This is a genomic window from Parabacteroides sp. 20_3 (genome assembly GCF_964238835.1).
Classification (GTDB): domain Bacteria; phylum Bacteroidota; class Bacteroidia; order Bacteroidales; family Tannerellaceae; genus Parabacteroides; species Parabacteroides distasonis.
Genome location: NZ_CAXSNO010000002.1, coordinates 174,149 through 199,518 on the forward strand (window position 1 = coordinate 174,149; position 25,370 = coordinate 199,518).

Annotated in this window: 27 protein-coding genes; 6 read left to right on the forward strand and 21 right to left on the reverse strand. The window is 44.2% G+C overall.

Features of this window, described 5'->3' with window-relative positions; all coding sequences use genetic code 11:
• Nucleotide 1: 1 nt before the first annotated feature.
• The 14 genes from ACESPU_RS04545 to ACESPU_RS04610 form a co-directional block, all read right to left on the reverse strand.
• Nucleotides 2-1,312 carry a UDP-glucose/GDP-mannose dehydrogenase family protein gene (locus ACESPU_RS04545; RefSeq protein WP_008772299.1) on the reverse strand — a complete coding sequence of 437 codons (1,311 nt, stop codon included), beginning with the start codon at nucleotides 1,310-1,312 and terminating at the stop codon, nucleotides 2-4.
• Between the two features lie 136 nt (nucleotides 1,313-1,448).
• Nucleotides 1,449-1,853, reverse strand: coding sequence for a HEPN domain-containing protein (locus tag ACESPU_RS04550; RefSeq protein WP_005857332.1), 405 nt, complete (start codon nucleotides 1,851-1,853; stop codon nucleotides 1,449-1,451).
• Nucleotides 1,850-2,164 carry a nucleotidyltransferase domain-containing protein gene (locus ACESPU_RS04555; protein WP_008778387.1) on the reverse strand — a complete coding sequence of 105 codons (315 nt, stop codon included), beginning with the start codon at nucleotides 2,162-2,164 and terminating at the stop codon, nucleotides 1,850-1,852. Before ACESPU_RS04555 ends, ACESPU_RS04550 begins: the two co-directional genes overlap by 4 nt.
• 141 nt (nucleotides 2,165-2,305) lie before the next feature.
• Nucleotides 2,306-3,583, reverse strand: coding sequence for a hypothetical protein (locus ACESPU_RS04560; RefSeq protein WP_158532855.1), 1,278 nt, complete (start codon nucleotides 3,581-3,583; stop codon nucleotides 2,306-2,308).
• A gap of 12 nt (nucleotides 3,584-3,595) precedes the next feature.
• A complete protein-coding gene (locus tag ACESPU_RS04565; protein ID WP_048928443.1) occupies nucleotides 3,596-4,975 on the reverse strand; it encodes a phenylacetate--CoA ligase family protein in 1,380 nt (459 codons plus the stop codon).
• Nucleotides 4,972-6,288, reverse strand: coding sequence for a DUF362 domain-containing protein (locus ACESPU_RS04570; RefSeq protein WP_121962295.1), 1,317 nt, complete (start codon nucleotides 6,286-6,288; stop codon nucleotides 4,972-4,974). The genes ACESPU_RS04565 and ACESPU_RS04570 overlap by 4 nt, the downstream gene beginning before the upstream one ends.
• A gap of 30 nt (nucleotides 6,289-6,318) precedes the next feature.
• Complete coding sequence (locus tag ACESPU_RS04575) at nucleotides 6,319-7,242, reverse strand: phosphorylcholine transferase LicD (RefSeq protein WP_121962294.1); 924 nt, start codon at nucleotides 7,240-7,242, stop codon at nucleotides 6,319-6,321.
• 51 nt (nucleotides 7,243-7,293) lie between these two features.
• The gene (locus ACESPU_RS04580; protein ID WP_158563037.1) at nucleotides 7,294-8,346 is read right to left on the reverse strand and encodes an NAD-dependent epimerase/dehydratase family protein; all 1,053 of its coding nucleotides are present in this window, start codon (nucleotides 8,344-8,346) and stop codon (nucleotides 7,294-7,296) included.
• Nucleotides 8,347-8,350: 4 nt separating this feature from the next.
• On the reverse strand, nucleotides 8,351-9,067 hold the full coding sequence (locus tag ACESPU_RS04585) for a 2-C-methyl-D-erythritol 4-phosphate cytidylyltransferase (protein ID WP_121962292.1): 717 nt from the start codon (nucleotides 9,065-9,067) through the stop codon (nucleotides 8,351-8,353).
• Between the two features lie 60 nt (nucleotides 9,068-9,127).
• A complete protein-coding gene (locus ACESPU_RS04590) occupies nucleotides 9,128-10,321 on the reverse strand; it encodes an EpsG family protein (RefSeq protein ID WP_158532854.1) in 1,194 nt (397 codons plus the stop codon).
• 107 nt (nucleotides 10,322-10,428) lie between these two features.
• Nucleotides 10,429-11,871 carry a lipopolysaccharide biosynthesis protein gene (locus ACESPU_RS04595; protein WP_121962290.1) on the reverse strand — a complete coding sequence of 481 codons (1,443 nt, stop codon included), beginning with the start codon at nucleotides 11,869-11,871 and terminating at the stop codon, nucleotides 10,429-10,431.
• A 329-nt stretch (nucleotides 11,872-12,200) separates the two neighbouring features.
• Nucleotides 12,201-12,518, reverse strand: a complete 318-nt coding sequence (locus ACESPU_RS04600; RefSeq protein WP_373133166.1) for a hypothetical protein — start codon at nucleotides 12,516-12,518, stop codon at nucleotides 12,201-12,203.
• Between the two features lie 102 nt (nucleotides 12,519-12,620).
• Nucleotides 12,621-14,180, reverse strand: a complete 1,560-nt coding sequence (locus tag ACESPU_RS04605; RefSeq protein ID WP_121962288.1) for an ATP-binding protein — start codon at nucleotides 14,178-14,180, stop codon at nucleotides 12,621-12,623.
• Between the two features lie 62 nt (nucleotides 14,181-14,242).
• Nucleotides 14,243-14,605, reverse strand: a complete 363-nt coding sequence (locus ACESPU_RS04610) for a hypothetical protein (protein WP_121962287.1) — start codon at nucleotides 14,603-14,605, stop codon at nucleotides 14,243-14,245.
• Nucleotides 14,606-14,800: 195 nt separating this feature from the next.
• Between ACESPU_RS04610 and ACESPU_RS04615 the strand changes: the two genes are divergently transcribed.
• The 6 genes from ACESPU_RS04615 to ACESPU_RS04640 all read left to right on the forward strand — a co-directional run bounded on the left by ACESPU_RS04615 (nucleotide 14,801) and on the right by ACESPU_RS04640 (nucleotide 19,156).
• Nucleotides 14,801-15,361 carry a BT4734/BF3469 family protein gene (locus ACESPU_RS04615; protein ID WP_121962286.1) on the forward strand — a complete coding sequence of 187 codons (561 nt, stop codon included), beginning with the start codon at nucleotides 14,801-14,803 and terminating at the stop codon, nucleotides 15,359-15,361.
• Between the two features lie 75 nt (nucleotides 15,362-15,436).
• Nucleotides 15,437-17,275 (forward strand): DUF3987 domain-containing protein, encoded by a 1,839-nt coding sequence (locus tag ACESPU_RS04620; protein ID WP_373133167.1) that lies wholly within the window; start codon nucleotides 15,437-15,439, stop codon nucleotides 17,273-17,275.
• Nucleotides 17,276-17,371: 96 nt separating this feature from the next.
• On the forward strand, nucleotides 17,372-17,578 hold the full coding sequence (locus tag ACESPU_RS04625; RefSeq protein ID WP_005857347.1) for a DUF4248 domain-containing protein: 207 nt from the start codon (nucleotides 17,372-17,374) through the stop codon (nucleotides 17,576-17,578).
• Nucleotides 17,579-17,892: 314 nt separating this feature from the next.
• On the forward strand, nucleotides 17,893-18,360 hold the full coding sequence (locus ACESPU_RS04630; protein ID WP_005857915.1) for an HU family DNA-binding protein: 468 nt from the start codon (nucleotides 17,893-17,895) through the stop codon (nucleotides 18,358-18,360).
• Between the two features lie 257 nt (nucleotides 18,361-18,617).
• Nucleotides 18,618-18,713 (forward strand): smalltalk protein, encoded by a 96-nt coding sequence (locus ACESPU_RS04635; RefSeq protein ID WP_158556952.1) that lies wholly within the window; start codon nucleotides 18,618-18,620, stop codon nucleotides 18,711-18,713.
• On the forward strand, nucleotides 18,710-19,156 hold the full coding sequence (locus ACESPU_RS04640) for an N-acetylmuramoyl-L-alanine amidase (RefSeq protein ID WP_121962972.1): 447 nt from the start codon (nucleotides 18,710-18,712) through the stop codon (nucleotides 19,154-19,156). Before ACESPU_RS04635 ends, ACESPU_RS04640 begins: the two co-directional genes overlap by 4 nt.
• A gap of 1 nt (nucleotide 19,157) precedes the next feature.
• Here the strand turns inward: ACESPU_RS04640 and ACESPU_RS04645 are convergent, their stop codons facing one another.
• The 7 genes from ACESPU_RS04645 to ACESPU_RS04675 all read right to left on the reverse strand — a co-directional run bounded on the left by ACESPU_RS04645 (nucleotide 19,158) and on the right by ACESPU_RS04675 (nucleotide 25,344).
• Entirely contained in the window at nucleotides 19,158-19,532 is a 375-nt protein-coding gene (locus ACESPU_RS04645) for a DUF86 domain-containing protein (protein ID WP_121962973.1), read from the reverse strand.
• Nucleotides 19,525-19,818, reverse strand: coding sequence for a nucleotidyltransferase family protein (locus tag ACESPU_RS04650; protein WP_121962974.1), 294 nt, complete (start codon nucleotides 19,816-19,818; stop codon nucleotides 19,525-19,527). Before ACESPU_RS04650 ends, ACESPU_RS04645 begins: the two co-directional genes overlap by 8 nt.
• A gap of 69 nt (nucleotides 19,819-19,887) precedes the next feature.
• Nucleotides 19,888-21,024 (reverse strand): MraY family glycosyltransferase, encoded by a 1,137-nt coding sequence (locus ACESPU_RS04655; RefSeq protein ID WP_373133221.1) that lies wholly within the window; start codon nucleotides 21,022-21,024, stop codon nucleotides 19,888-19,890.
• 5 nt (nucleotides 21,025-21,029) lie between these two features.
• The gene (locus ACESPU_RS04660; RefSeq protein ID WP_158533102.1) at nucleotides 21,030-21,443 is read right to left on the reverse strand and encodes a hypothetical protein; all 414 of its coding nucleotides are present in this window, start codon (nucleotides 21,441-21,443) and stop codon (nucleotides 21,030-21,032) included.
• A 19-nt stretch (nucleotides 21,444-21,462) separates the two neighbouring features.
• Complete coding sequence (locus ACESPU_RS04665) at nucleotides 21,463-22,566, reverse strand: transcription termination/antitermination protein NusG (protein ID WP_122378580.1); 1,104 nt, start codon at nucleotides 22,564-22,566, stop codon at nucleotides 21,463-21,465.
• A gap of 520 nt (nucleotides 22,567-23,086) precedes the next feature.
• The gene (locus ACESPU_RS04670; protein WP_005857356.1) at nucleotides 23,087-24,019 is read right to left on the reverse strand and encodes a site-specific integrase; all 933 of its coding nucleotides are present in this window, start codon (nucleotides 24,017-24,019) and stop codon (nucleotides 23,087-23,089) included.
• Nucleotides 24,020-24,144: 125 nt separating this feature from the next.
• Complete coding sequence (locus ACESPU_RS04675; protein WP_254887707.1) at nucleotides 24,145-25,344, reverse strand: DUF4934 domain-containing protein; 1,200 nt, start codon at nucleotides 25,342-25,344, stop codon at nucleotides 24,145-24,147.
• Between the last annotated feature and the right edge of the window lie 26 nt (nucleotides 25,345-25,370).

Consider the following 25,370-nt stretch of genomic DNA (forward strand, 5'->3'; position numbering starts at 1 on the left):
ACTATTTTCCGATACATTCATAGGTAAAGCCTAGCTCACCCAATTCCTTCGCGTCATAGATATTGCGGCCATCCAGCAGCAAAGGTTGCCTCATCACTTTCTTGATCACGGCCCAACTTGGCAAGCGAAACTGTTTCCACTCGGTCAACAACAACAATGCGTCTGCATCGATTACCGCCTCATACATATCCTTCGCGTAAACAACCCGATCAGCAACTCTACGTTTGCACTCGCCTATCGCCACAGGATCAAACACCTTGACCACGGCACCCGCTTTCCGTAAAAGATCAATCATCACCAAAGAGGTAGCCTCACGCATATCATCCGTCTCCGGCTTGAAAGACAAGCCCCAGAGAGCGATCGTTCTCCCCTCCAAAGAGTCAAAATGTTTTCTAAGCTTCGTATAAAGGATCGTCTTCTGACGTTCATTCACCTCCTCCACGGCCTTTAGCACTCCCATCGGATAACCATTCTTTTCCGCCGTCTTGATAAGAGCCTTCACGTCTTTAGGGAAACAACTACCTCCATAGCCACATCCCGGATACAGGAATTTATTACCGATTCGACTGTCCGAACCGATCCCCTTCCGGACCATATTCACGTCAGCGCCAACCAACTCGCAAAGATTCGCTATATCATTCATGAACGAGATACGAGTAGCCAACATGGAATTAGCCGCGTACTTAATCATCTCCGCCGAGGGAATATCCGTAAAGATCACCCGGAAATTATTCAGGAGAAACGGACGATAGAGCTTGCTCATCATCTCCTTCGCCCTCTCCGACTCCACACCGACCACTACCCGGTCCGGACTCATGAAATCCTTGATGGCCGCACCCTCCTTCAAGAACTCCGGATTCGAGGCCACATCAAAGGGGATATCCATCCCACGTTTACTCAACTCCTCTTGAATCGCAGCCTTTACCTTCCGTGCCGTACCCACGGGAACCGTACTCTTGGTTACCAATACCGTATATTTCTTAATATATTGGCCAAACGTACGAGCCACCTCCAACACATAACGCAGGTCGGCGCTACCATCCTCGTCCGGTGGCGTACCCACGGCGCTAAAAACGATATCCACGTTATCCAGACAAGAGGCCAGATCCGTCGTAAAATGAAGTCTACCTTCCTTGGAATTACGCAATACCATCTCTTCCAACCCCGGCTCATAAATCGGGATATTCCCCTCCAACAAGCCATTTATTTTCTCCCGGTTGACATCCACGCAAGTGACATCAACCCCCATCTCGGCAAAACAAGTCCCGGACACCAGGCCTACGTAGCCGGTGCCGATAATTGCGATATTCATAAGTTATAAGATTATATATTTCAGGAAATCTATAGAGAAGTCAAGTTTTGGTATACGTATATTACGCATACCAAGCCAAATGATATGCGATATTCAATTTTTTAAACTATTTACGGCAAAGAAGACAAGGATAGCCTCATGCTTTTCCCTCTATCAACGAAAGCAAGGTATTCAAATAATTATCAACAGAATCCATCAAGGGAAGAATCTCATTGGCATCGATCACAATCCAATCATCATAATCCCCACTTTGTCTCAACTCAAATAGTTTACTATAAAAACGTCCCAAGTCTTTACTGATTATTCCTGTACTTACAAAATGAAGACCTAATAAACGAATCACTCCTGAATGCGTAGAAGCCTGAAAGCCATTTTTAATTAACAGTGCCGTGGTCATATAATAACAAGCATAATACATTCTATTAGCGGCCGCATGCCAATAACCACACTCTACGATCCCTTTGGTTTCCTCCCAAGTATCAAAAGCTCTAGCCTTTCTTGCTATAACAAGGGCTTCCCGTTCTTCATCTGTTAGATTCATAGTTCTATACCATCTAATTCCACATTCTTGAAAAAAGGAGTACCTTTACGTTTCATCCATTCAGTAAAGGTATATAACTTAGTGCTAAAATATTCGCCAAATTGCCATCCTAGGTCGATTAAAGGATAGGCATAGGTATCAAAATCCGCAGAGGTTATCTTTTCCTTGTCCAACAATATTAGAATATCCCAATCCGATTCATCATGGACATCTCCACGGGCTTGCGAACCAAACAAAAAAACCTTTGTTCCAGCTGGCATCACTTGCTTTATCAAAGCCCTAAGAGAATATAATATATCGTCCTTCCTCATTGTTGTACAAAATAAACATATTATCATACGATCGATCATATTGATTTACAGCCATCGCACGATAGTTACCACCACAAATATACTTACTTTTAGCTAGGCCACAAATATTCTTCTTGATTTTTATCATATAAGACACCTTGCCTACATAGCCGGTACCGACAATGGCATTATATACAACCCCCGTTTTCCAGTACGAGGCGAATCAAAGCATAGGTACTTTCCAGAAGGGGATACTCTGGGATGTAAATCGCAAGCTATATGGCATTTAAAATCTTTCGTTTGAAACTCTTTGGGAGAATAGATACTTAGCAACAAATCCGCACTTTGAGTATTGATATCAGCCTTATAGATTTTTGCCATCCTATATTTATCCGGATAAGTATCCGCCACAAAAGACGTATCCGAGATAAAGGACTGATGACCATCCGAATTCAACACATCCCCTGCTATTATTTGATAATGAGCTACATCTTTCATGTCATACAATACATGACAACTGTTACCATTTATAATGCAAGACGCTATCAATTGATTCCTGTTATTCCATACATAATGAGAACCGGACTCTTGAGTAGGTAAGGTAATAAGTCGTCGATCACGCAAATCATAAACCATGATCTTGGTATGCCGCCTCATATAATCCCCATCGGTTGGTATTTTCCGGTATAAGAAAGAAAGATACCGACCGTCTTTCGAGAACTCCGAATGGGTTACAAAATGCATATATCCCTGCCTATAGGATTCATCTTCCATCTGTGCCAACTCAGACAAAGAGATAAGCAACTCTGAAGTATTCTCCTTTAAATCCACCAAGAACAAACCGCTATCTTTAGGTGCCGGATCATCCAATTTCCCTCCATCCCGATAAGGATAACCATACCCGGGCATACAACGCTCCAAGCGCTCATAACTAAAAGAAGAAGCCAAAGATCTTTGCTCATCTTGATAGACCGCATCAATCGGGCAGTCTATTACTTGGTATTCCCCTGTCGATAAATCATGAATCTTAGACATAAGCCGATTCGCTATCGCCGTATTATAAATCATCCGGTTCTTATCCAACCATTGCAGCCTGCATCCTTTATGATAATTCCATGCGTAAGAGGTATCCACCCTATGAAAGTCCTTTATAAGGCCTTGTTCCAAATCAAAATATCCGACATCCAGTCCTTCCGTAGGTAAAGGCATACGCAAATCCAACCTATTTTGATTCGCCAATAGCTTGGTCTCATCAAAAGAAAAAGGCGTGACATCGTGAAATCCGAAAAAGAAGCCTTCCCGATATTGATAGGGAGAGGCGAAATACTCCTTCTTCCTTGGCAGCAAATCAAATATGCCTTGATACATATTCCGCACGAACTGCTTTAAGGCTGGATTTTTACGGACGAGGTTATAGATGGTAGATTCTAGTTTATTCATAAATCAACATGATTATTTTTTCAATTCAGAGACAACTGCCTTAAACTTCCCTGCTTTTGTACGGGGAATCTCATCCACATACTCAAATTTTACCTTTATGGTAGGGCTTATCCATTGAGATATATTTACCAACAATTTCTTCTCCGTAGCCACACTATAGGAATTCCTTCTCACAATACGTAAAATCATTTCACCAAATACTTTTTGGACTACTTGACACTCCTTCACCTCCGACGTATCTTTGAAAATATAATCCAGACGCTGAATGTGAAGCCCCTCTGGTGTAACTATATAGTCTTCATTGCGACCAACAATATCTTCTATAATTTGGCTATGTAATCCACATCCACATTCCCGGTCGGAGAACACTGCCGTATCCCCATTTTGATAACGAATAAAAGGCATACCAAGATTAGCGAACCCGGTAGCCAAAATCTCACCCTGCATCCCACTCTCTGTAGGAACAGCTTGATCCAATTCCATATGACCAATCTCGAAATCCTCGTGATAAACCGAGTGGATACAATGGGTAGCGATAGCGGCTTGCTCAGAAAAACTATACAACTCATGGATTTGGACACCTTTAAAAACAGCCTGTAAGATATTTTTCTGATTCTCGTATAACTTCTCGGCACCCGTGAATATGTGTTTAGGAGGAAAATCCAAAGCCATACCCACATTCATCAACTCATTCGCAAATGTGGTCATAATAGATGGATAGCCTATGAACATCTCTATACGTTTCAGATTAATCCAATTTACGATATCCCGAATCTTCTGTTCATTCAACTGATGCATATTTATGAAATAACGGTTCAAGGCTCTATCATATCTCCAAAAGGGAGGTCTCGAAGTTGAAATAGGAACAATAGGACGACCGGAGAAATTTATACAAGCTTTTCCGAGATCAAAGCCAAATCTATTTTTATATCTTTGGTCTACCGCCCAATAATAGGCTGCACTATATTTAGTCCAATAGAAGTCCAACGCTTTTCCCGTTGAGCCACTAGTATTAAATAGAATAAGATCTTTTTGAGGAATATTATTGGCAACCAAGCCAAGCCAATTCTCTCGAATTTCCTCTTTCGTCAGAATCGGGAACTTTTGCAAGTCTCCTAATTGTTTAAAATCAGAAGGAGATAAACCAGCATTAGCATATTTCTTTCGATAATAAGGACAGTGATTATAGGCCTGTTCCAATATCTTAAAAATATGTTCTTCTTTGTAAGAACGAATCTGTTCTTTTGACCAACCCTGGGTTGAGTTCAAGAAATCCAAGATCTTATAAAAGTCATCGTTGAAACGCTGTCTCTTTAGTTTGTAGCCGTGAAGAGAGACTGCGATATTTTGAAGCCAATAAGGGAGGGAAGAGTAAATAGATATAGTGTTCATTTGTCATTTGTCTTTTGATAATTAGGTAACTCGATATACCCCTTCCAGCCAAAATAAGGAACAAAATCAAAATGCTCCTTCTCTCTCAGTTCATCCAAGCTACCCCTCCAATCTTTAATATCACTAACTATATTTATAGTTTGTGGGTCAATTTCAGATATAGGCATTTCATGCTTTGAGAAAGCCTCATATACCACAGGTAATTTTCTCCAGTCAAAACCCATCAATGTCGTAGCCACAGTATCTACACTAGCGGGATCCTCTCCCGATATATAGACACCACATTCCTTTGGATCTCCTTGCATCGGACCAGCTCCTTCCATGGCAATAACACCATCTATAACTGAATAATAACGTTTTTTTGTTTTCCGAAACGTACCATCCGGATTCCCATATATCAGACAACGATTCAAATCCAGCGTCATTCGCCAAGTGGTATCATTCCCATACCAGTTCCCACTCCGGATTGTATTGTGCGTAGCGCCAAATACCTTCTCCCCTTCTGCACGAAGTATTTGAGCCATCTTAATTCCTATAAATGGAATATTGATTATTATCCTTTTTACGAACTTGGATCCCCATGTCTCGAACTGTCGTTTAAATGATGTATCAGGATAATCATCACCTCCATGTTTAGGAGATCCCCATGTGTGATGGGGCAAATAATTCTTATCAGCCGTTATCCCCACAAAATTCTTAATGCTTAAAGTAACACCTGTTTTTTTATGTGTTTTCATCTTCGGCAAAGAAATCACCACATCTGCCATAATAGGAGTAGCGCAAAGTAAATACTCTTGTATTGTTCCCTGATGATGTTTATTCAACTCCTCATAATTGGAGTCTGCTCCAAAATAATTACCTTCTCCCTTATGCCCATAAAACAAACTGTTCTTTTCTAAATTAAAAAGAACTGTTCCATTTGGGTCACCGGCCAATTTCTTTTTATGCGTGATAATCCCTTTCTCACTTGTCCACTCTTCATTCCGCAAATCAATTATTCGTACCGGCACTCCATACTTAGAGGTACAATCCGAAGCTATTTTTGTTAAGCCTAATTTTTTATCAATCTGCTCAAAAGAGGAATCGGTTTGAGGAGCGTCACAAATAAAGACCTCGCCCTTCCCTTGTAATTTCTCACATACATAATTCGCTACATACCGAATCAACTCTGGAGATGTAACAACACATTTCCATTCATTTTTATCTGTTTCCTTTCCCTCTTTTACGAGATTTGGCTTCAAAACCACTCGATCTCCCGGACGGATATCCATGAAATCAAGATAAGGAAATTGTTCATTTACATATACGTTCATACGCCAGACTATAAAATTTTCTATTATATTTCACTCACTTGTAATCCCATAACTAAATGCGACAACAGGATGTACCTCTTGTTTTTCCTTAGGAGGAATCACCATATAATCTTTTCCATATCGATTTTTCAAATAGGTATCAACTCTATTAGGGATAAAAGCCTTAAGTCCTTCAAAGACGGCCTCTTTAGCAGGATCAAATACATCCGAAGGAACCATTTCTCCAAAATAATGAAGATAACCAGTTGGGATTGTCACATATTTACCTTTTCTTTTATTAAAGAGAGAAACCCATTTATCCAAACAAGAGCACCAAGTAGCATAACTAAAGAATGAAAAAAGAATCCCTATAAACAAACGAAAATAATACATGATCCTAGACTTCATAGTTAAAGAGAAGAAAGTGTCACAATACTTATTCTTACACAAATACATTTTTCTAGAGTTTCCTATAAATAATAAACAATTAGAAATAAATCCATGTAAAACTCGTAGAATGCAATTATCAGGAACATACTCGTAAGTACAAATATCTATCGCCACTCCATTCGGATATAATTTAGATAAATCAAACAAAGATATCAATGTAATATCTTTACGAATTATATGTATACAAAGGTCTTTATATTGTGTTATTGAAAAAGGAGACGTAACATAGTATTTATCGCCAAATTCTTCACAAAAAGCTTCTACAAAACGATAATATTCATCTCTAGATATTAGCATATCCATATCATCATCCCACGGAATAAAACCCTTATGACGAACAACCCCTATCGCACTTCCTGCCACCATCATCACCCTAATGCCAGCCTTTTCGCATACAGATAGGACATCTCTATAAATGTCCAATATACTCTCTTGAAGAAATTTCAGTTCTTGTTCACTCAATATCTTCAAATCTATTTTATTCTGTAAATCAGTACGTTTCACATAATCTCCTATACTAAACATATCCTAACTTATCTATTATAATTATTAAACTTCGACTTTCCAAACACTCAATCACGGATAAATTCCCAACACCCGCTTCATCCCCTTCTCCAAAGAGACACAAGGCTTCCAGCCCAAAGCTTCCAATCGGGAGGTATCCAAAGCAACCCTTATATAATCACAATAAACAACAGACTGATTCTCGGGAATGTCGTAATCAATTCTTAAACCTTTGTCCGGACTCATCCCTATCAACGTTTCCGCTAGCGAACGGACGCTTGTCTCCTCCGTTTCGTTGGCTAAATTGTAGGCAGATGCTTCCTCTCCATAAAAAAGAACAAACATCAATCCCAACAAGGTATCTGTTATGTAGCAAAATGCTCTCAACGCTTCCCCTTTACTCCTTAGTACGATATTTTTATTTTGAATAACAAAATTCAGTAAATCTGCCATTACACGACCATCGTTCTCTAATCTCATCCCTGGTCCATACGTATGGGCGATTCGTACCGAATTGAAGTCTATCCCATATTGCAGATAATAACTCTTACACAAGGTCTCTGCCGCACGCTTACTTTCCGGATAACAGGAGCGGGCATCCAAGCAATCCAGCCTACCAAAGGAAGACTCCGCCAAGGATGCTTTCCCCGCATTATCTCCATAAACCTCACGAGTAGAAGCGAACAGCACCTTCTCTGTTTCCTTTTCCCTTGCCAGCTCCAACACGTTAATAGTCCCTAATAAATTACTCTTCATAATCCCTACGGGATCATTCTGGATGTAATAAGGACTGGCATTTCCTGCGAAGTGGAATATATAATCCATACCCCCTTCCCTATGGATCGACTCACACACATCTTGGATCAACAATTCAAAATGGGGATCCTCCAAAAAGTCAGCGAAAAGTTCCTCTGCCCTCTTCCGGTCGCGAGACAAGGCTACGACACGGATATCCATCCCCTTATCCCTCACGAGAGACATTAGCAAATAAACCATATACGTGGCAATCATTCCATTCGCCCCAGTCACCAAGCAAGACTTCCCCCCCAGCTTGTCCCAAGGAAGATTGACACGAAGCATCTCCTCCATATCGTTCCTCACGATCGTATTCTTATATCTAAACATATCGTTAAAATCCAAATATCTGTTGATTTTCATGCACACCCACCATCGCCTTAAATACAAAATAATCGGTTGGTGTCGTGATTTTTATATTTTCCATCGGGCCGATGATCGTATGTAGCTTATGACCATATGCATTCATCATAGAGCAACTATCTATAAAATCATGCCGCCCTTCCTCTCGTGCCCTCCGGTGAGCTGTTAAAATATCAGACAAGACAAAACTCTGTGGAGCCCTTGCCACTAAAGAGTCCTTTCGAGAAGGTATTTCCAAATCTCCCTCCATCTTGGAGACTACAAATGTTTCTATAGCAGGAATACAAGTAATGCTAGATCCGTACAAACGTACGGCTTCTATATTATCAGAAACCGTTTGCTCAGTAATCAGAGGACGAACCCCGTCATGAATCAATACGCAACTATCCTTGGGATATAAATTTTCTACAGCTATCAATCCATTATAAATAGAATCTTGCCCCGTCTCTCCACCGGGAACTATAGCTCGCACCTTGGTAATCTCAAACTTACGTATCAATTTCTCCAAATAAGGAATCCACTCCTCTATACACGAAACGACAATTCCGCCAATATCAGGATGATTATCAAAAATCTCAAGTGTATAGATTATGATAGGTTTTCCTCGATACTCCAAAAATTGCTTGGGTTTAGCCACTGTATTCATACGCTTGCCGGAACCTCCGGCAAAGATTATGGCGATGTTCATGATTATTCTTTTTTTATTTAAAACAACAAAATTTGAACAGGATTTTATTTTTATTAGTCGTCATTTATCTCCCCAATAAGAATGCAATATTGATCTTTCTAAGGGCTCGTCCTTGTCAAAAACAGAAGTGTAAGGAAAAAACTCCGCATAACCATGTATACGTAATTTATAGTCATCAAAAACCCTCTCAGGCCTTGCTAGCATATAGATTCTGAGTCCAAACATAAGACAAAAACATATTAAAATAAAAATACTATGTGATACTTTATTGAAATTAATGATATACAGACAAGAAGCATACAATATAGCTACTATAAAATACATATAATTGGAAAATCTCAAAAGAATGGACATATCTATGCTTAAAAATAGCAATAAAGAATATAATAAAACACAGCTTATCCATAAATTTTCTTTTAAAAGAAATATAACTTTACACTTTACGCAAAAATATAAGTAAAAAAATATAGACACGATAAGCAGAGGAAACAAATTATATACAAATCCAGTTAAACGCCACATATTTGAACCATATCTATCCACAAAAAAATAATTAACCAACTTATTTGCTACAACAGAAGGAACAAAAGTTATAATACAGGTTAATATCTGAATTTTAAACACGAGCCATACCGTCAATAATAATATAACTACAAATATTTTTATTCTCAAATGATATCGCATTAAAGTAAGCAATGGGAACAAAAACAAAATAATAGCAAAAAAATGAAACATAAATGCACATAATGACCATATATAATATTTCAATACTTTTCCATTATTCAAACAAGTAACACCAAATAGAAAACAAGAAATAGCCAAAGACTCTCTCATTATCTCCATCGAGAAATAGAAATAACTATAGAGATAATAAATAGTTAATACAGTAAATGGCTTCGTACATGACTTACGGAGAAAACAAAAAACAGAAGCATGAAAGAATGCACTGACAAATATTTGCACAAGGGTAAAACTACCAAGACCTTTACAGACAGCATTCAGCAAGAGCCAGAATGGCTGATATCGGGACTCTGTGATGTATTCAATAGATAATTGAGATAATGGAGGCATTTCATATTGAAAAAAATTCATATAATTAACAGTATCTACTCCTAAACGCCATCTCAATCCTGCTATTAGTGTAAAAAGGAAATACAGTACAATATAATTTGCCCTTAAATGTAGCTTCCTCTCATATACATCATACAAGATGACACAAATCAGTAGATACATGAATATGAATAAGTAAATCATCTTTCTATTATTTTTTTACCATTACTAGTGTAGACAGGAACGTCATATAAAAGCATGTGTAAATGTTAACATTATACAGAAAAGTATATTTATCAATTATCAAAATATTACCTATTTCTCTTTCTTATTTCTCCCCACAGCATCCTTATCTCCACACTTCCAGAGACTATGGAGATTCCGGCATATAAAGTTATTCCTACGAATATACCTGAAACTATCAATAACAGATCCGAATAGATGAGATACTTCAGAAAATGAACTAAAACTCCCATAAGCATAGCCTGCAACAAGATAGGCAACAAGTTTCGCATCTCTTCCATAAAGGTAACTTGAGATAATATACGGCGAGTAAAACGAGTCATGACATAAACATCGACAATAAAGTAAGCTAATACTCCAAAGCAAACCGCTTTGATCCCAAAAAAGAGCATAATAACCAATAAAACAATCGCAATAGATTTCTTGATAATCTCCGCTTTTAGGCAATAATCGCTACGATGCTTGGCGTTCAGCAGTTGCCAATTCATATGCGACGCTGGTCTCCAAATCCATGCAAAACAAAGGATTTGTATTAAAGGACACACAGCCATCCATTTCTCCGTCAACAGTAGCCGTACCACCGGTTCGACCAATGCCGCCAGACCCATCATTAGAGGAAATAAAACGAAACACGCCATTCGAAGCATCTGGAAAAAACGCTGTTGTAACTCTTCTTCCTTGTCTTGCAGTTCACATTCGATGGGATAAGCCACACGAGCTATTATATCCGTGATAGTTTGGGGCATCAGACTCGTCATCTGTATGGACTGACTATACAAACCTGTCACCGTAGGAGAAAAGAATTTTCCGATCAGAAGGAACGATCCACTGGAATAAATGGCATCTACTGTACGACTTATCAATAGTTTTGACCCAAAGTTGAACAACTCCTTGAATGAATCCTTGGAAAAAATCAACGTAGGTTTCCACTCGGCAGAGATCCAAAGTAACACTACGTTCAAAAAGTTCTGCAAAAGTTGCTGCCATACCAATGTCCAAACACCAAAACTGTGATATGCCATCCACAGACCTACTCCGCCACTTGCAGATATAGCAATAACAGAAATCCAAGCCTGACGACGAAAGTTCATCGCAATATTCAACTTCGCTTGTTGCACCGTACGAAAGGAGTTGATAACGAACAAAAGCGACAACCATATAAGAAGTTCTTTTAGTAATGGTTCCTTGTAAAAACTAGCAACCAATGGAGCCGAGATAAACAATATACTATAAATAACCAACGCAACTCCAATATTAAACCAGAAAGTAGTAGAAAAATCAATTTCTGTGCGATCTTGTTTTTGAATAAGAGCTTCCACAAAACCAGAATCCACAAAGATCTGCGCTATAGCTAAGAGTATAGTAAGCATTGCTACTAGCCCATAGTCAGAAGGCGAAAGTTGTCGTGCAATCAAGATAGTGAAGAGTGCCATCAATCCTTGACGAGCAAACTTTTCAACAGCACTCCACGCTACACCACGTATAGCCTTATTTTTAATCAACTCTGACATATATTATATTTTAACTTTTTCCTATAAATGGTAAAATGTAAATTCTGGCTAATGCTCCTAATAGTTTTTTCAAGGTATATGCCCAAAATTCGGGTTACGACGAATATAAGACACCAATCTAGCGCCCGCCATTTTTCAGACAGTAACACAAGTTTTATCTTTATAAAAAGTTCTTTTGATTCAATATTTTTTATGCAATATCTTTTCTATTTGCATACAGCGGCTCATATTTGAAAGTTAGAGCATGGCTTTCTCTAAATAATCTTTCTTTTTAAATTATGAAGGTAGGTAACAGATACTCATACCACTTTTATGCTATAATAGCGGCATCAAGAAAGTGCCAAAATATCCTCTCGTATTTTGTCCATTTCCCAATACCCCATGGTCTGTATATTATCTAATAGAATATCTTTTTCAAAGTCTATTCTGGAGCGGTAGTAAAGGCAGTTACCTATTGATTTTATCAATGTATAGATTGTATGCCCTTTTATGTGCAGATATACATTACTTTCATTTATTCCTAAATGTTGAAAGTATGCCTTGTCCTGCGCATTTACATAAGGGAAATCTGTTTTTATCTTACCAATGAGTCCTTTTCCATTTTCCGCTAACTCACTTGCTATTGCATTGTCGGGGAATAGATTCATCAAAACGTCTTAATGGAAAGTCTTTTTTGAATCCACGTTTTCTCATTATACTGATTCAGGCATAGAAATGTTCCATAGATTAAAGAATACCAAACTATCATCCTATAGCGAAGTTATCTTCCACCCCTCGATCGTCCTCTTCTCCGTACTGAAATTGATCCCCACCTTCACCACCGGCAGACCGCAGAGCGCGAAACGTTCGGGGTAATCCTTCAAATCGATTTGCTCCATGGCTGCTTCGGCGCTTTTGTCTAGTTTCAGCTCGATCACGTAAAGCGTGGAAAGTGTGCGGAGCACCATGTCCACACGGCCTTGAGGCGTGCGGACCTCCACATCGACATAATTGCCGATCAACGTGAAAATGACATAGAGCAATTGCTGGTAATGCCCCTCATAATGCGTGTTATCGCAATAGGGGATCGTGGTGAGATAGGTGCGCATCAAGCGCAACGCACTATCCATGTCACCGTTGTAGATCATCTCCGCCATTTCCGCCACCATCGTATTCAACTCGGCAGGACGTTGCACATAGTTAGGCAACAGGCTGCGCATCAAGCCGATCCGGACCTCTTTATTCGGGATATCAAGCTTATAAAGACCGGAAAACGCCGAGTAGCCCTTGATCGTGATATAACCGCTTTGATAAAGCAATGGCGTGATACTCGTCATCCGTTCCGTAGGAGCGTCAAAATCAGCCGCCACACATTTACGATTACCTATCTCTTGCGGGATTACGTGGTACTTACGCAGCATCTCGACCAAGTAGGTCGGCGTACCGCTACCGAACCAGTAGGAGTCGATCCGGCCATCGGCCAATGCGTTCAACAAACCGAACGGATTGTATATATCGGGCGACGGCCACGTGAAATGATAACCGTCGTAATTCTGTTTCAAGACTTCCAAGGCCTCTTCCGGAGTAACGCCGAGGTTGCCGGCCAAACGGTCGATGCCCTCACCCATCTGTTCTCGCATCTCCTCTTCCGTGATACCGCAGATCGATCCATACTCGGGGAGCATACTGATATTCTTGATATTATTCAGCTCGCTGAAGATACTCAACTGGGAGAATTTCGTGATGCCGGTCAGGAAGACGAAACGCAGGTAGGGGTCGCATGCCTTCAGTGGGCTGTAGAAGTTGCGCATCACGTTGCGCAACACGGGCAGATTCTTCTCCTCATGCACCACATCCAGCAAAGGAGCGTCGTACTCATCGATCAAGACAACCACCTTTTGCCCGGTCTGCTCGAAGGCACGTTTGATAAGGCTCTCCAAGCGGTCGTTCACCATAAGCGCATTCTCATCACGCCCATAAATGGACTCCCACTCTGACAAACGACGCCCCAAATAATGTTCCAAACCCTCCCGATCCAAGTGCTTGCCGAGGCTCATATCGAAATGAAGCACCGGATAACTCTTCCATTCCTTCTCCAACTTCTCGATAGCCAAGCCCTCGAACAGCTCCTTCCGGCCCTCAAAGTAGCTGCGGAGCGTGGAGGTCAGCAAGGACTTACCGAAGCGACGAGGACGGCTCAAGAAGATATAACTCGACGCTCCATGCGTCATACGGTACACCAACTCAGTCTTGTCCACGTACACATAATTACCCTCCCGTAATTTCGAGAATGTCTGGATACCTATCGGATATAATCGTCGTTGCTCCATAGCTATGAAAATTTATGATTTTGAAACACAAATATAACACATTTCCGGCAAACTATCAACCATCAATCACAAATCCCCCTCTCTTTCTCCACCCTCTCCCTCACCTTCTCCGGTAACCGATAGCTCAGTTCCAGTATCCGGCTGCGGGAGTACTGAAGCTTCCTTCGCTCGGCCTCACGTTCCTTCTCCGGGAAATAGAAGGGCACCAAGTGGAGAAAGATGGCGTAGACATGATCCAACGATTCCAGCCGCAGGCTACCATCCGGATGGCTTGGGTTCAACTTCGATAGTGTTTGGCGGCTGATGCCCAAGAACTCGGAAGCGTCTCGCACGGAGGACAGCCCCCAACGATCCAAGATGAGGCATACCTCGAAGGACGCCACACGAATCCAAGGGTTCGGATCCGAGCTTTGTGGTTCGATCATTACGTCTCAAAGGGGGAAATCTCCCCATGGTGAAACGCTAAGACCTTGAAGAAAGATCAAAATAAGTTATAACACTCTTAAATTGGCGCACCCATGAGTGTACCACCCACAAATTCAAAGGCTATATCTTTACCTGCGATCCGAAGCGAAAGCCTTGGATCATCATTGTTTAAACCTTATTAAAAAACAAACACAATGAAAGAATCCATCATGTCTTTTTACAACGCTCCGATTACCAATCAAGTGCCAAACGGAGTGGTCAGTATCGACCAATTGTACACCTACGTCAGCACCAATGAATGGCTACGGGAACGGACGGACCGCACACGTGTCGCGCTGGACGACGAGAAACGGTTCAGGCAGTTGAAGCAAAACCTGCTGCCCTATGTCACGCCCGCCGGGGTATTCTCCTACCGAAAGGAGGACCGGTTGCTTTTTCCCTCGGGTGAACTGGTTATCGATATCGATCATCTCGCCTCGCCCGAGGAGGCTTGTACGTGGCGAGACACACTGTTCGCCGACGAGCGGCTACGCCCCGACCTCACCTTCGTGAGTCCTAGCACTACGGGCGTAAAGCTCTTCGTGCCTTATCGTTTGTCCGTTACCGCCACGATCGAGTGGGCCTTCGACGAGGCACGACGATCGGCTTGGGAATACCTTGAGTGGAGATACGGACTGAAAGCCGATACCTCAAACGCCGACCTGTCAAGGGCTTGTTTCCTTTGTTCGGATTCCTCTGCGAAACTGAGAAAGTGAAACCATTGACTTTTTAGTTGGCAGTTGACAAGTGACAGTTATAGATCGTTCTTCATTAATCATTATTCATTCACCATGAACACCATTCAAGATTTAGAGCGGCTCGTGGCCGCTATCGAGAAACAGGGGGCGAACGTCGCTCCCACCTATCAAGAGTATATGCCGCTGGCCTTCGCTATCGCCAACGATTGCGGCGAGGCGGGACGGTCGTTGTTCCATCGCATCTGCCGTATCTCGGAAAAGTATGTGTCCGACGAGGCGGATAGACTCTTCGACCACGCCCTCAAAGGGGGCAACGGGCGAAACGGAATCGGGTCTGTCTATCACTGGGCAGAGACCGCCGGCGTGAAACTCGACAAGCAACTGGCCGGTACCGCCCGGAGCTACGCCGGGAAACAGCCCGGAACTTGCGAACTTGCAAACTTGCAGCCCTCTCATCCTCTCACACACACCTGCGCACATGAGGCGTACATTAATATGCCCGTCTTCGGAAACTATGATTGGCCCCCTTTCTTGAACCAGCTCATCGACTGCGGTGACTCCCCGGCGCAACGGGATATCCTGCTGCTAGGTGCCGTCACCGTGCTAGGCGCTACCCTCAACAAGCACTTGCGCATACTCTACGGACGTAAATACCATTATCCCTGCCTGCAAACCTTCATCGTGGCGCCTCCCGCCTCGGGAAAGGGGGCGCTCACTTGGGTACGCCACCTAGCCGAACCGATCCACGAGGCAATGATGGAGGAATTCAAATCCCTACGCAAGGAATACCGGCTGGAGAAGGCACGGTGGGGTTCCCTAGGCAAGGAGCGGGCGAAAACCCCTGAGCCGGAAGAGCCAAAGCCTAAGATGTTCCTGATCGCCGGCGATAATTCCGGAACGGGCGTATTGGAGAATCTGATAGAGGCGGACGGCGTGGGGCTGATCTGCGAGACTGAGGCGGATACCGTCAGCACTGCTATCGGCACGGATTACGGCCATTGGAGCGATACCTTGCGCAAATGCTACGATCATGACCGACTAGCCTTTAACCGGCGTATGAATCATGAGTATCTGGAATGTATGAAATCTTTTCTCAGTGTCTTGTTAAGCGGGACACCGGCACAGGTGAAACCGCTCATTCCCTCGGCCGAGAACGGATTGTTCTCACGCCAGATGTTTTACTATATGCCATCCATCACCGAATGGGTAAACCAGTTCGACCTGTCCGATGAGGATTATGATTCCCGGTTCACCGGATGGGGCAAACAGTGGAAGACGTTCATCGAGTGGCTCGGCGCTTCCGTGAATCTCATTCAGCTCAAGCTGTCCGAAGAGCAAAAAATCCGTTTCAACGAACGTTTCGCACAACTTTTCGGCCATGCGGGTTTCACGCATGGGGGAGCCATGAGAAGCACCGTGGCACGTATCGCCATCAACATCTGCCGAATCCTAAGCGTGGTGGCCCTGCTACGAGCCACGGAAAAACTCCTCCCGCCACACAAAACAATTTTCAATTCTCAATTCTCCATTTTCAAATGCCCCGGTCTCTCCCCTTCCGATGACATACCGGAAGAGAATGTCCGAGACGGTATCGTACCGAAACTGGACCTGACAGCGACAGAGGCTGATTTCGAGGCCGTGCTCAACCTCACCGAGCCTCTTTACCGGCACGCTTGCCATATCCTGTCTATCCTGCCCGCTACCGACGTGCAACAACGGGAACCTACTCCTCAAGAGGCGCTATTCGATGCCCTCTCCCTCGCCTTCAACCGCCAAGAGGCGCTTCATGAGGCAAAGAGGATCGGCATGGGTACCGATACCCTAGATTCTCACTTACGGCGTATGCTGGAAAAGGGCGTGATCCAAAAGAACGCACGGGGTGAATATATATTCACGGCCAAACAACGCCAGACACCCCAATCCCCTTTATAATGTACATGTATGTGTGTGAGGTATGGAACCGACCGCAAGTTTGCAAGTTCGCAAGTTTCATTTTCCCAGATTCATAATCCATAAACAATAAATCAAATGTCCTTACCATTAAGAAAGTCCGCATTGGCGGCATCCTATTTCCCGGAACTGGCCTCCCATCAAGCCTGTAACCGTCTACGCCGCTGGATCATCCGATGCACGGAGCTGTACGACAAGCTGCGGGAGACGGGCTACCGTCCCGAGCAACGTATATTCACGCCACGACAGGTGGGGTTGATCATCCACTACCTCGGAGAACCGTAAATTAGTTGACAGGTGACAAGTGACAGTTGCGCACGGCGGTGAATTAACTGCCACTTGTCAACTATCAACTAGAACGCCCATCCAAGGCTCCTTATAATGCCCATTCAAAGAGGCTTACAATGCCTATCCAAAGGGGCTTACGATGGGCAGCGTAGTCCGGCGGCCATTGGCTACCATTATTCATTGTTAATTATTCATTATTCATTCCCTAAGGTATCACCCGGCATCACCGCCCCTTACGGCGGAACCTATCTTTGTAATGTTGATCAACAAACAATTAATTTTCTATTATCAACTTTTAATTTTCTATTACCATGCCACAAGCATTTCAAGCACGAAAGTTTTTTATCCCCAAGACGGATCCCAAGCAGGAGGTGTACAAGCCGGTTCCCTATTATTTCGGTACCCTGTCCACGCAAGACGCGGCCGATCAGATCGCCGAGGAGTCGTCGCTCACGAAGGGTGACGTATTGAACGTGTTGGACCGCTACCAGCGGTATGTCATCAAGAACCTCCAGAAAGGCTACAAGGTGGAGCTGCTGGGGTTCGGAACCGTCTATAACCGCTTCGTCACGGAGAAGGGGGTAGCGACCGCCCCCGAGGTCAAGGCTACGCATATACGGACTATCGTACCGGGATTCTCGCCTTCCTATACCATACTGAACGGGGCACGACGGTACTCGCTGTTGGGCGAGAAGACTTCGTTGCTCAAGGTGACGATACTCGGGACGCCGGTGGAGGAAGGGGGCGGTTCCGATTCTGAGTCGCCTGATGAGATCTGATATGTCACTTTTGGCTTGACCCAAAAGTAACCAAAAGGTCAAGGCTGACGCTGACGGGCTACTTCGAGACCTACGCTCGCTGTCGCATCCCAACTCGCTTCGCTCAAACAGGGATGCTCCGGGCGCTCGCTACGGTCTCTTCGCTTGACGCCCGTCCGCTGAGGCCGTCCGAAGGAAAGCGAAGCTTTCCTCTTATATCAGCCATGATATTTTTATATTTTAATTGATTATTCATTATTAATCATAATTCATTCATCATGAAGAAATCTGTTTGGAGTACCATTCTCAAAGTGATCATCGCCGTCGCTACCGCTATCGCAGGGGCCTTCGGCATAACGGCTTGCGGATTATGAGCAAAGCCTATTGTTTCTACCAGAATTACAGGGAGGTTCGCCTCCTTGTAATTCACTGCTCAGCCACACGCTATGATAGGGATTTTCCGGTGGAGGCGCTCCGTTCATCGCACAAGGCACGGGGATTCGCCGATATCGGGTATCATTTCTATATCACACGGGACGGGGAACTGCACCACTGCCGCCCGGTCAACCATATCGGGGCGCACGCAGCCGGATGGAACGACCACAGTATCGGTATATGCTATGAGGGTGGACTCGACGAACAAGGCCGTCCGGCCGATACCCGGACCTATGCCCAGCGCTGTACCTTGATGGACTTGTTACGGCAATTAAAAAGGGACTATCCGGAGGCACGCATCCTTGGACATTATCAATTAAGCCCTTATATACACAAGGCTTGCCCCTGCTTTGACGCAAGGGAGGAGTATAGGGAGCTATAATCTACTGATGAAGATCGAGAAGCATTCTATTAATCGTATCCAAAAGAGGTGGAACATCCTCTTTACAGATACGAAAAATTTCTTCCGCATCCACCTCGAAGTAATGATGTACGATAACATCCCTGACTCCCATCACATTTTTCCAAGGTATCTCATGGTAATTAGAGAGAAACTCTCGCTTAGTTATCTTATCCAAATTCTTTACGCTCTCGCCGACAGCCGATAATTTCATGCAAATGCTATCCAGCAAGATCACCCCCTCATTCGAGGAGAGGAAGTCATCCGCAAACCGTATCCTCTCGCTTCGCTGGATAATTTCCTCCAACGATTTTTTCAGCAATTCGAGTATATGATAAGCTATTAGTCGTTCAAACATAGATTCCTTCACTTAATATGCGATCCTTGAAAAAGGTATCCATTCTTTCCCGTAGACGGACAATGTCAACCGGACATCCCAAGAGCTCTTCTAAATCAGCCTTTATTCCAGACAACGCAAAGAAACCATGGAGATTTCCCTCCACGTAAACATCGATATCACTCTGCTCCGTGTTCTCTCCACGGGCGACAGAGCCAAATATCCCCATACGGGAAATGCCGTATTTGGAGGCATTCTCCGTCATATACTGACGCAGCAATCGTATATATTCGGCCTTTGTCTTCATAAGCGATGCTTTAATGAGCCAAATATAAGCTTTATTTGTCATCCTTACAAGAAAACCGCAGAAGAGCTATCAGAATTTCTTATCGGACGTTTCCTCCTTCTCCCGTTGTTCCCGGTTCCGGGAGATAAGCCTGTTAATCGACAGATGAAGAAGAGACCACAGGAAGAGGTTGAAAAGCAAGAGGTAGGTAACATTCATACGCTTGGCCAACAGCAAGTTCAACGCAATAAAGAAGACCGATACACACAGGATCGTCACCATCACCATGCGAACTCGCATGCCCGTACGCAACAACTTATGATGGAAATGGTTCTTGTCCGGTAAAAAAGGGTTCTTGTGCTCACGAAGACGGTGCAGGACTACACGGATCACGTCCAACAACGGTACCAACACCGTAGAGAAGGCGATCACCAGATAGGGATTCGAGCGATCCGGAGACGAGCCGTTCGACACGCATAGGTGGATGATCAGGAAACAGATCACGTAACCTAGTGTCAAACTACCAGCGTCGCCCATGAAGAGTTTATGGCCACGTTTTGCGTTACCATAAACGTTGTAGCACCAAAAAGGCACCAAGACTCCAAGCGTACAGAGCGCTAGCAGGGCATAAATATACTGGCTTTGGGTGGAAAAGACCACGCTCAAGACAGACAAAGCGATGCAACACAGGCCGGAGGCCAAGCCGTCAATTCCATCGATCAGGTTGATGGCGTTCGTCACATAGACCACGGCGAAGACCGTGACCGGAACACCCAGCAACGCCGGGACAGTATAAATCCCGAACAGGCCACCCAACGAGTCGAACCAGTTGCCGGACAACACCAACAGAAGAGCCGACACCACCTGCACGACGAACTTGTAACGGTAACCCACCCCGACCAAATCGTCGCAAACCCCCACCAAGTAAAGCAGCGTCATGCCCACGAACAGGAAAAGATACTCATGGAGCATACCCAGCGAGAGACTCGACACGTCGGACGACCACAGGTAAAGGCGAAAGCCCATCACCAAGGCCATAGACATCAGGATAACCGGAAAGAACGACAATCCGCCCAAACGGGGAACAGGGGTCGTATGTACCTTACGGGAGTCCGGAATATCATACAGGCGTTTCTTGTGGGAGATCACCAAGATCCTAGGGATGATAACCATGCCAAAAAACACGGAGGTCAAAAATCCGGACAGTAATAATAATGGTATTTGCATCACACTCATACGCTCTCACTTAATAAAGGCAATCCCTCCACCTCGCCGGAGTGCCATTCACGGTAGGCCGGCAAAGGAAGCCCGGGGACGGTCAATAGCTTGTAATCCGACTCGTCTCTTCTCAAGATATGTTTGCGGGCGTACGAGCGGAGCGAGCGATCCGTAACGGACACCATCACGATCGGGAACGGGTAGGCGAACAGGCGCAACGGCATGGTCTCGCTATCCGGAAATGCACGATACAACTGATAGGCCGAACACTCGAACGCTACCCAGTAGGGCCCCGTGCAATACAGGTGTATTGAGTTTTGGTTCGCACGCTCACGATCCATGATCTCCACCAAACGTTCTTTCAGCAATAGCATCAAACGGATGCCGGAGGGAACCTCCTCTTTTTCTCTCTTATCTTTGATTTCCATCTTGCTTATTCTTGCGGATTTACTCTTGATGTCCGAGCCAACGGTCGTAATCACGTAAACGACGTATCAACACGGACTTGCTCTTCTTGGGCGAGGCCTCCTCCATCCAAGGGTCAACCAACTCGTGCGCCATGCGCTGATAGAGGCTGCTGTCCGTACAGCCGTACAGCGTGACCAGCAACAAGGCACGGGATTGCCCCGCTTTTATCACCGGGAGCATGCTGCGCATCGTGGAGCGCAAACGATCGAACTCATCCGACTCGCCCAAAAGCTTATAGGCAGGAAGGAGCAAAGAGTAAAGCTTGCAACGGATCACGTCGGTCTCAGCACGGAGAGAGGCGTAGCCACGCAGGACCTCACGGGCCAGACAGGCATCCTCCTCCACTACGCTGCCGGACGAATGGTAACGCCCCAAGGCCCCGTGCAAGCCTTCCGACAGACGGTCGTTGTCCAAATGGGTATAGACGTGCTTGCCCCCCGTGTTCAACTCGATCAACTCATACTCCCCAGCTCTCACCTCGAACAAGGGAACCCACATGCAATCGAGGATACGCACCATCACGTCCTTATGGCCACCGCCCGGCTGTACCACCACCTCGGCCTCCATGTCGGCAAACGGACCGGAGGTGATACGCACACGGTCGCCTTTCAACAGGTGGCCGCTATCAGGCACGTACACCGGAAGCTCGTTGGAGTAAGACGCCGCGACCCAACGTAAGGTCTCCATCTCACGATCCGAGAGGTAGGGAAAGTAAGACTGTCCACCCGAGGAAACCCGGGGTAGGAAATTGTACAGGGGAAGCGTACGCTTCAGACTAAAGATCTCGTTCTCCGAGGCGTGGATGAACACGTAGTTGTACAGCAGGGGCCGTTTCGTGTTGACCATCTTGCCGCCCACCTTCCTCGCCTCTACATACGAGGGGGAGAAATACTCGAACAAGGCCTCCCCACGACGCTCGCGGCGGGAAAGCTCAACGTCCAGTCCCTTCGAGGGGCTGATCTTGTCACGCCCGCCACCGGCGGTAGGAAGCGTGAGCACGTACCAGCGGACAGCCTCTTGATCACGTCGCTTACGAACATGCGCCATGAACCTATCCGAGCACTTGCCTGTCAATATATCCATCTCTATGATTATCTTTTCTAGTGGTTATCCCATGGCCCGAAAACAGACCCCATGGCAATTCAGAGCCCTACCAAGAATCATTTATATCATCTTGATAAACAGCGTTTTATATTTTCAAATATGGCATTACTGAAAATTACCATCTCTCGAAATCTTAGGCTACTTGGAGAGTAGCGTAAAAAGGTAGGAGAATGGTTATTACCCGGTTGTAGAGACGGAGCGTGCTCCGTCTCCCACCGTCTGGGAGTAACTTTAAATACCATTTTGAAGGGATGAGACGGGGCACGCCCCATCTCTACAGGGATACACACAGGTTATGAGACATGGCGGAATGATACCGAAAACAAGGAGTCGTTTCGCCCGCATCACCGTGTCTATACGTCTAGGAAAAAATGGAAAAATCAAAGAATAGAGAGGGTCAAACACCAATAATGAACAAACAAGCGGATCTATTCGCTTGTTTTTAGCTATTTTTTATTACATTTGCGCCGTGAAAGAATACGCTACTCTCCAAGTAGCCTCACCCCGCTTGAGATTCATAATTATAGACACCGCCAAAGCAGGCGCTATTAACCTCTGTCATTTTCCCTAAAGAGAAACTCCTTAAATAAATTTGTGTTGTCTTGATCGATTTATGCCCCAATAGTTCGCTGATCATTTCAATCGGGACATTTTGTTCTTTTAATGTCATGGCAAAAGAATGGCGAATCGTATAAGAGGTGACATCCGAGGTAATTCCCGCAAATTCTTTCAACGCTTTTAAATTCCGGTTAAATCGAAATAGTGCCGCATTGTATTCGAGGTATTCCTCACGCCCCTCTCTGGTGCCACTCAGAAAGGGAAATAAATATCCGGAATCTCGCACTTTCTCTCCTGACAATTCCTTATACATTGTCTCGGCTGTCTCCAATATCTCCAGTCTCATCGGTGTCCCGGTCTTCTGACGGTTGTAATCTAATATACCGTTTTTGATATTACCGGTCTTCAAGTGGGCAAAGTCAACGAAAGACATACCCCCAAACAGAAACATCAAGCAAAGCGCCAACTGTGTCTTTCTCTGCTTCCCATCCTCCACCGGGACTGTCATCAGACGGTGTAAATCCTCGATAGGCAAGGACTTCTTACGCTTACTTTCCACACCCGTAAAAATCCCCTTGAATAAAGTGGGAATAAATTCCGCCTTACCGTTCTCCACCGCCTTGTTATAGATACAACGCAAACGCCGCATATAAGTGGAAATCGTATTGCGCATACAGCCGTTCTCCAATAAATAAGCCTCGTACCGGCGAAGATTATCCTTATTAATAGCCGAGTAAGCTATACAGTCGGTTCCGCTATACCTTATAAAGGAGTTTAATGCGTCTTGATAACTCTTAGCCGAGGAATAACGCTTTTCTCGATTCAACTGGGCTATATACTCCCTCATACCTTCTACAAATCCTTTCTCATCCATATCCCTATTTTAAATACTGTTTTGTAAATGAATGAACAAATGTATTTAAAAAGACATCCCCTTTACCCTATCTCAAAAAAGAGAAGAGTAAAGGGGAAATAAATGATTATCCGATATAAAATAGCTTACCTCATAAGTACCACTACCGGATTTTTTTCTTCATCAAGGTCTCTCAACGCAGCCAATTCCTTCGGAAGCTCTTGATCAGTATGCTTATCCGCCCACTTCGCTATATCCTCCATTGAAAGAAGACCTCCATATTCGCCCGAGATGGAAACTGTCATCAATTGGATAGGCAGGAAACCGGTTATATCATCCTTGATTCCTTTCTCGAATAAAGAGGCTTTCGTCTCGCCCTTTTGTTTATCAAAAGCCACACTATAAGTCTTTCGTTTATCCTTATCGTATAAGCCGGTAATCGCCAAGGCAAAAAGAACGTGTTTACTATCCAGCACTTGAGAAATGAATAGTCCCCTACTCTTGTTGATGCTGAAACGATCCTTATAATCCCATTTCAGATCAGCGCAATCAAACCAAAGATGAGGTATCAAGGCCGTACCTTCCGAATGGAAGATCGTGTCATTGAAAGACTCCATGAAATAAGTATCCTTCCCGACATGCCAGAAATTGGAATTGTTGGGATACATAACACTAGCCGTTTCCGGATCTTTGCCTTCCATATAAATGAGACCTCTCAAGGCAGACGGCCCGAACTCCTTCACGGCGCTCTCACCCTTCCATACGGACATAGAATTGATCTCGAAAGAAGCGCATTGACTCTCATTCGGTAATAAGGCCAACAATTTACCTCCCTCTTGAAAATAAATAACACGGTTCTCCTCCTTTCCCAAAGTATTCTGGAAAAAACCGGCTATCGTATCCCCATTCATCACAAAGCAATTGGATGGATACACATTTTCTTGAATGCATGGAACCTCTATTTTTCCGATATAATTGCCATCCAGATTATAGCTAATCAAATCATGTCCCCATCCATTAAACAGCAAACGCCCGTTCAACTCGTCCACCAAGCAGTCTACATTTCTATAGCCACCCGGATCCTTCCCTACATGCCCTATCTGACATTTAAACTTTCCCGTAGCCTTATCAAACAAAAGACATTGCCGGTTAGCGGAAGTGATCAGAATATATTTATCCAATAACTTGATATCAGGAGAACTTCCGACCAGACAATCATCCCTCGTCTCTAAAGGGACATACCGGATCTCATAAAAATAATCAGAGGCTTTCAGCTCGGCAGGCGATGAGATAGCTTTACCTACCTCAATCACCCGCTTGCTCGCTTCTTCGTTTTCACGCTCCATACAGGAAGTTAGAAATATTCCCGCAC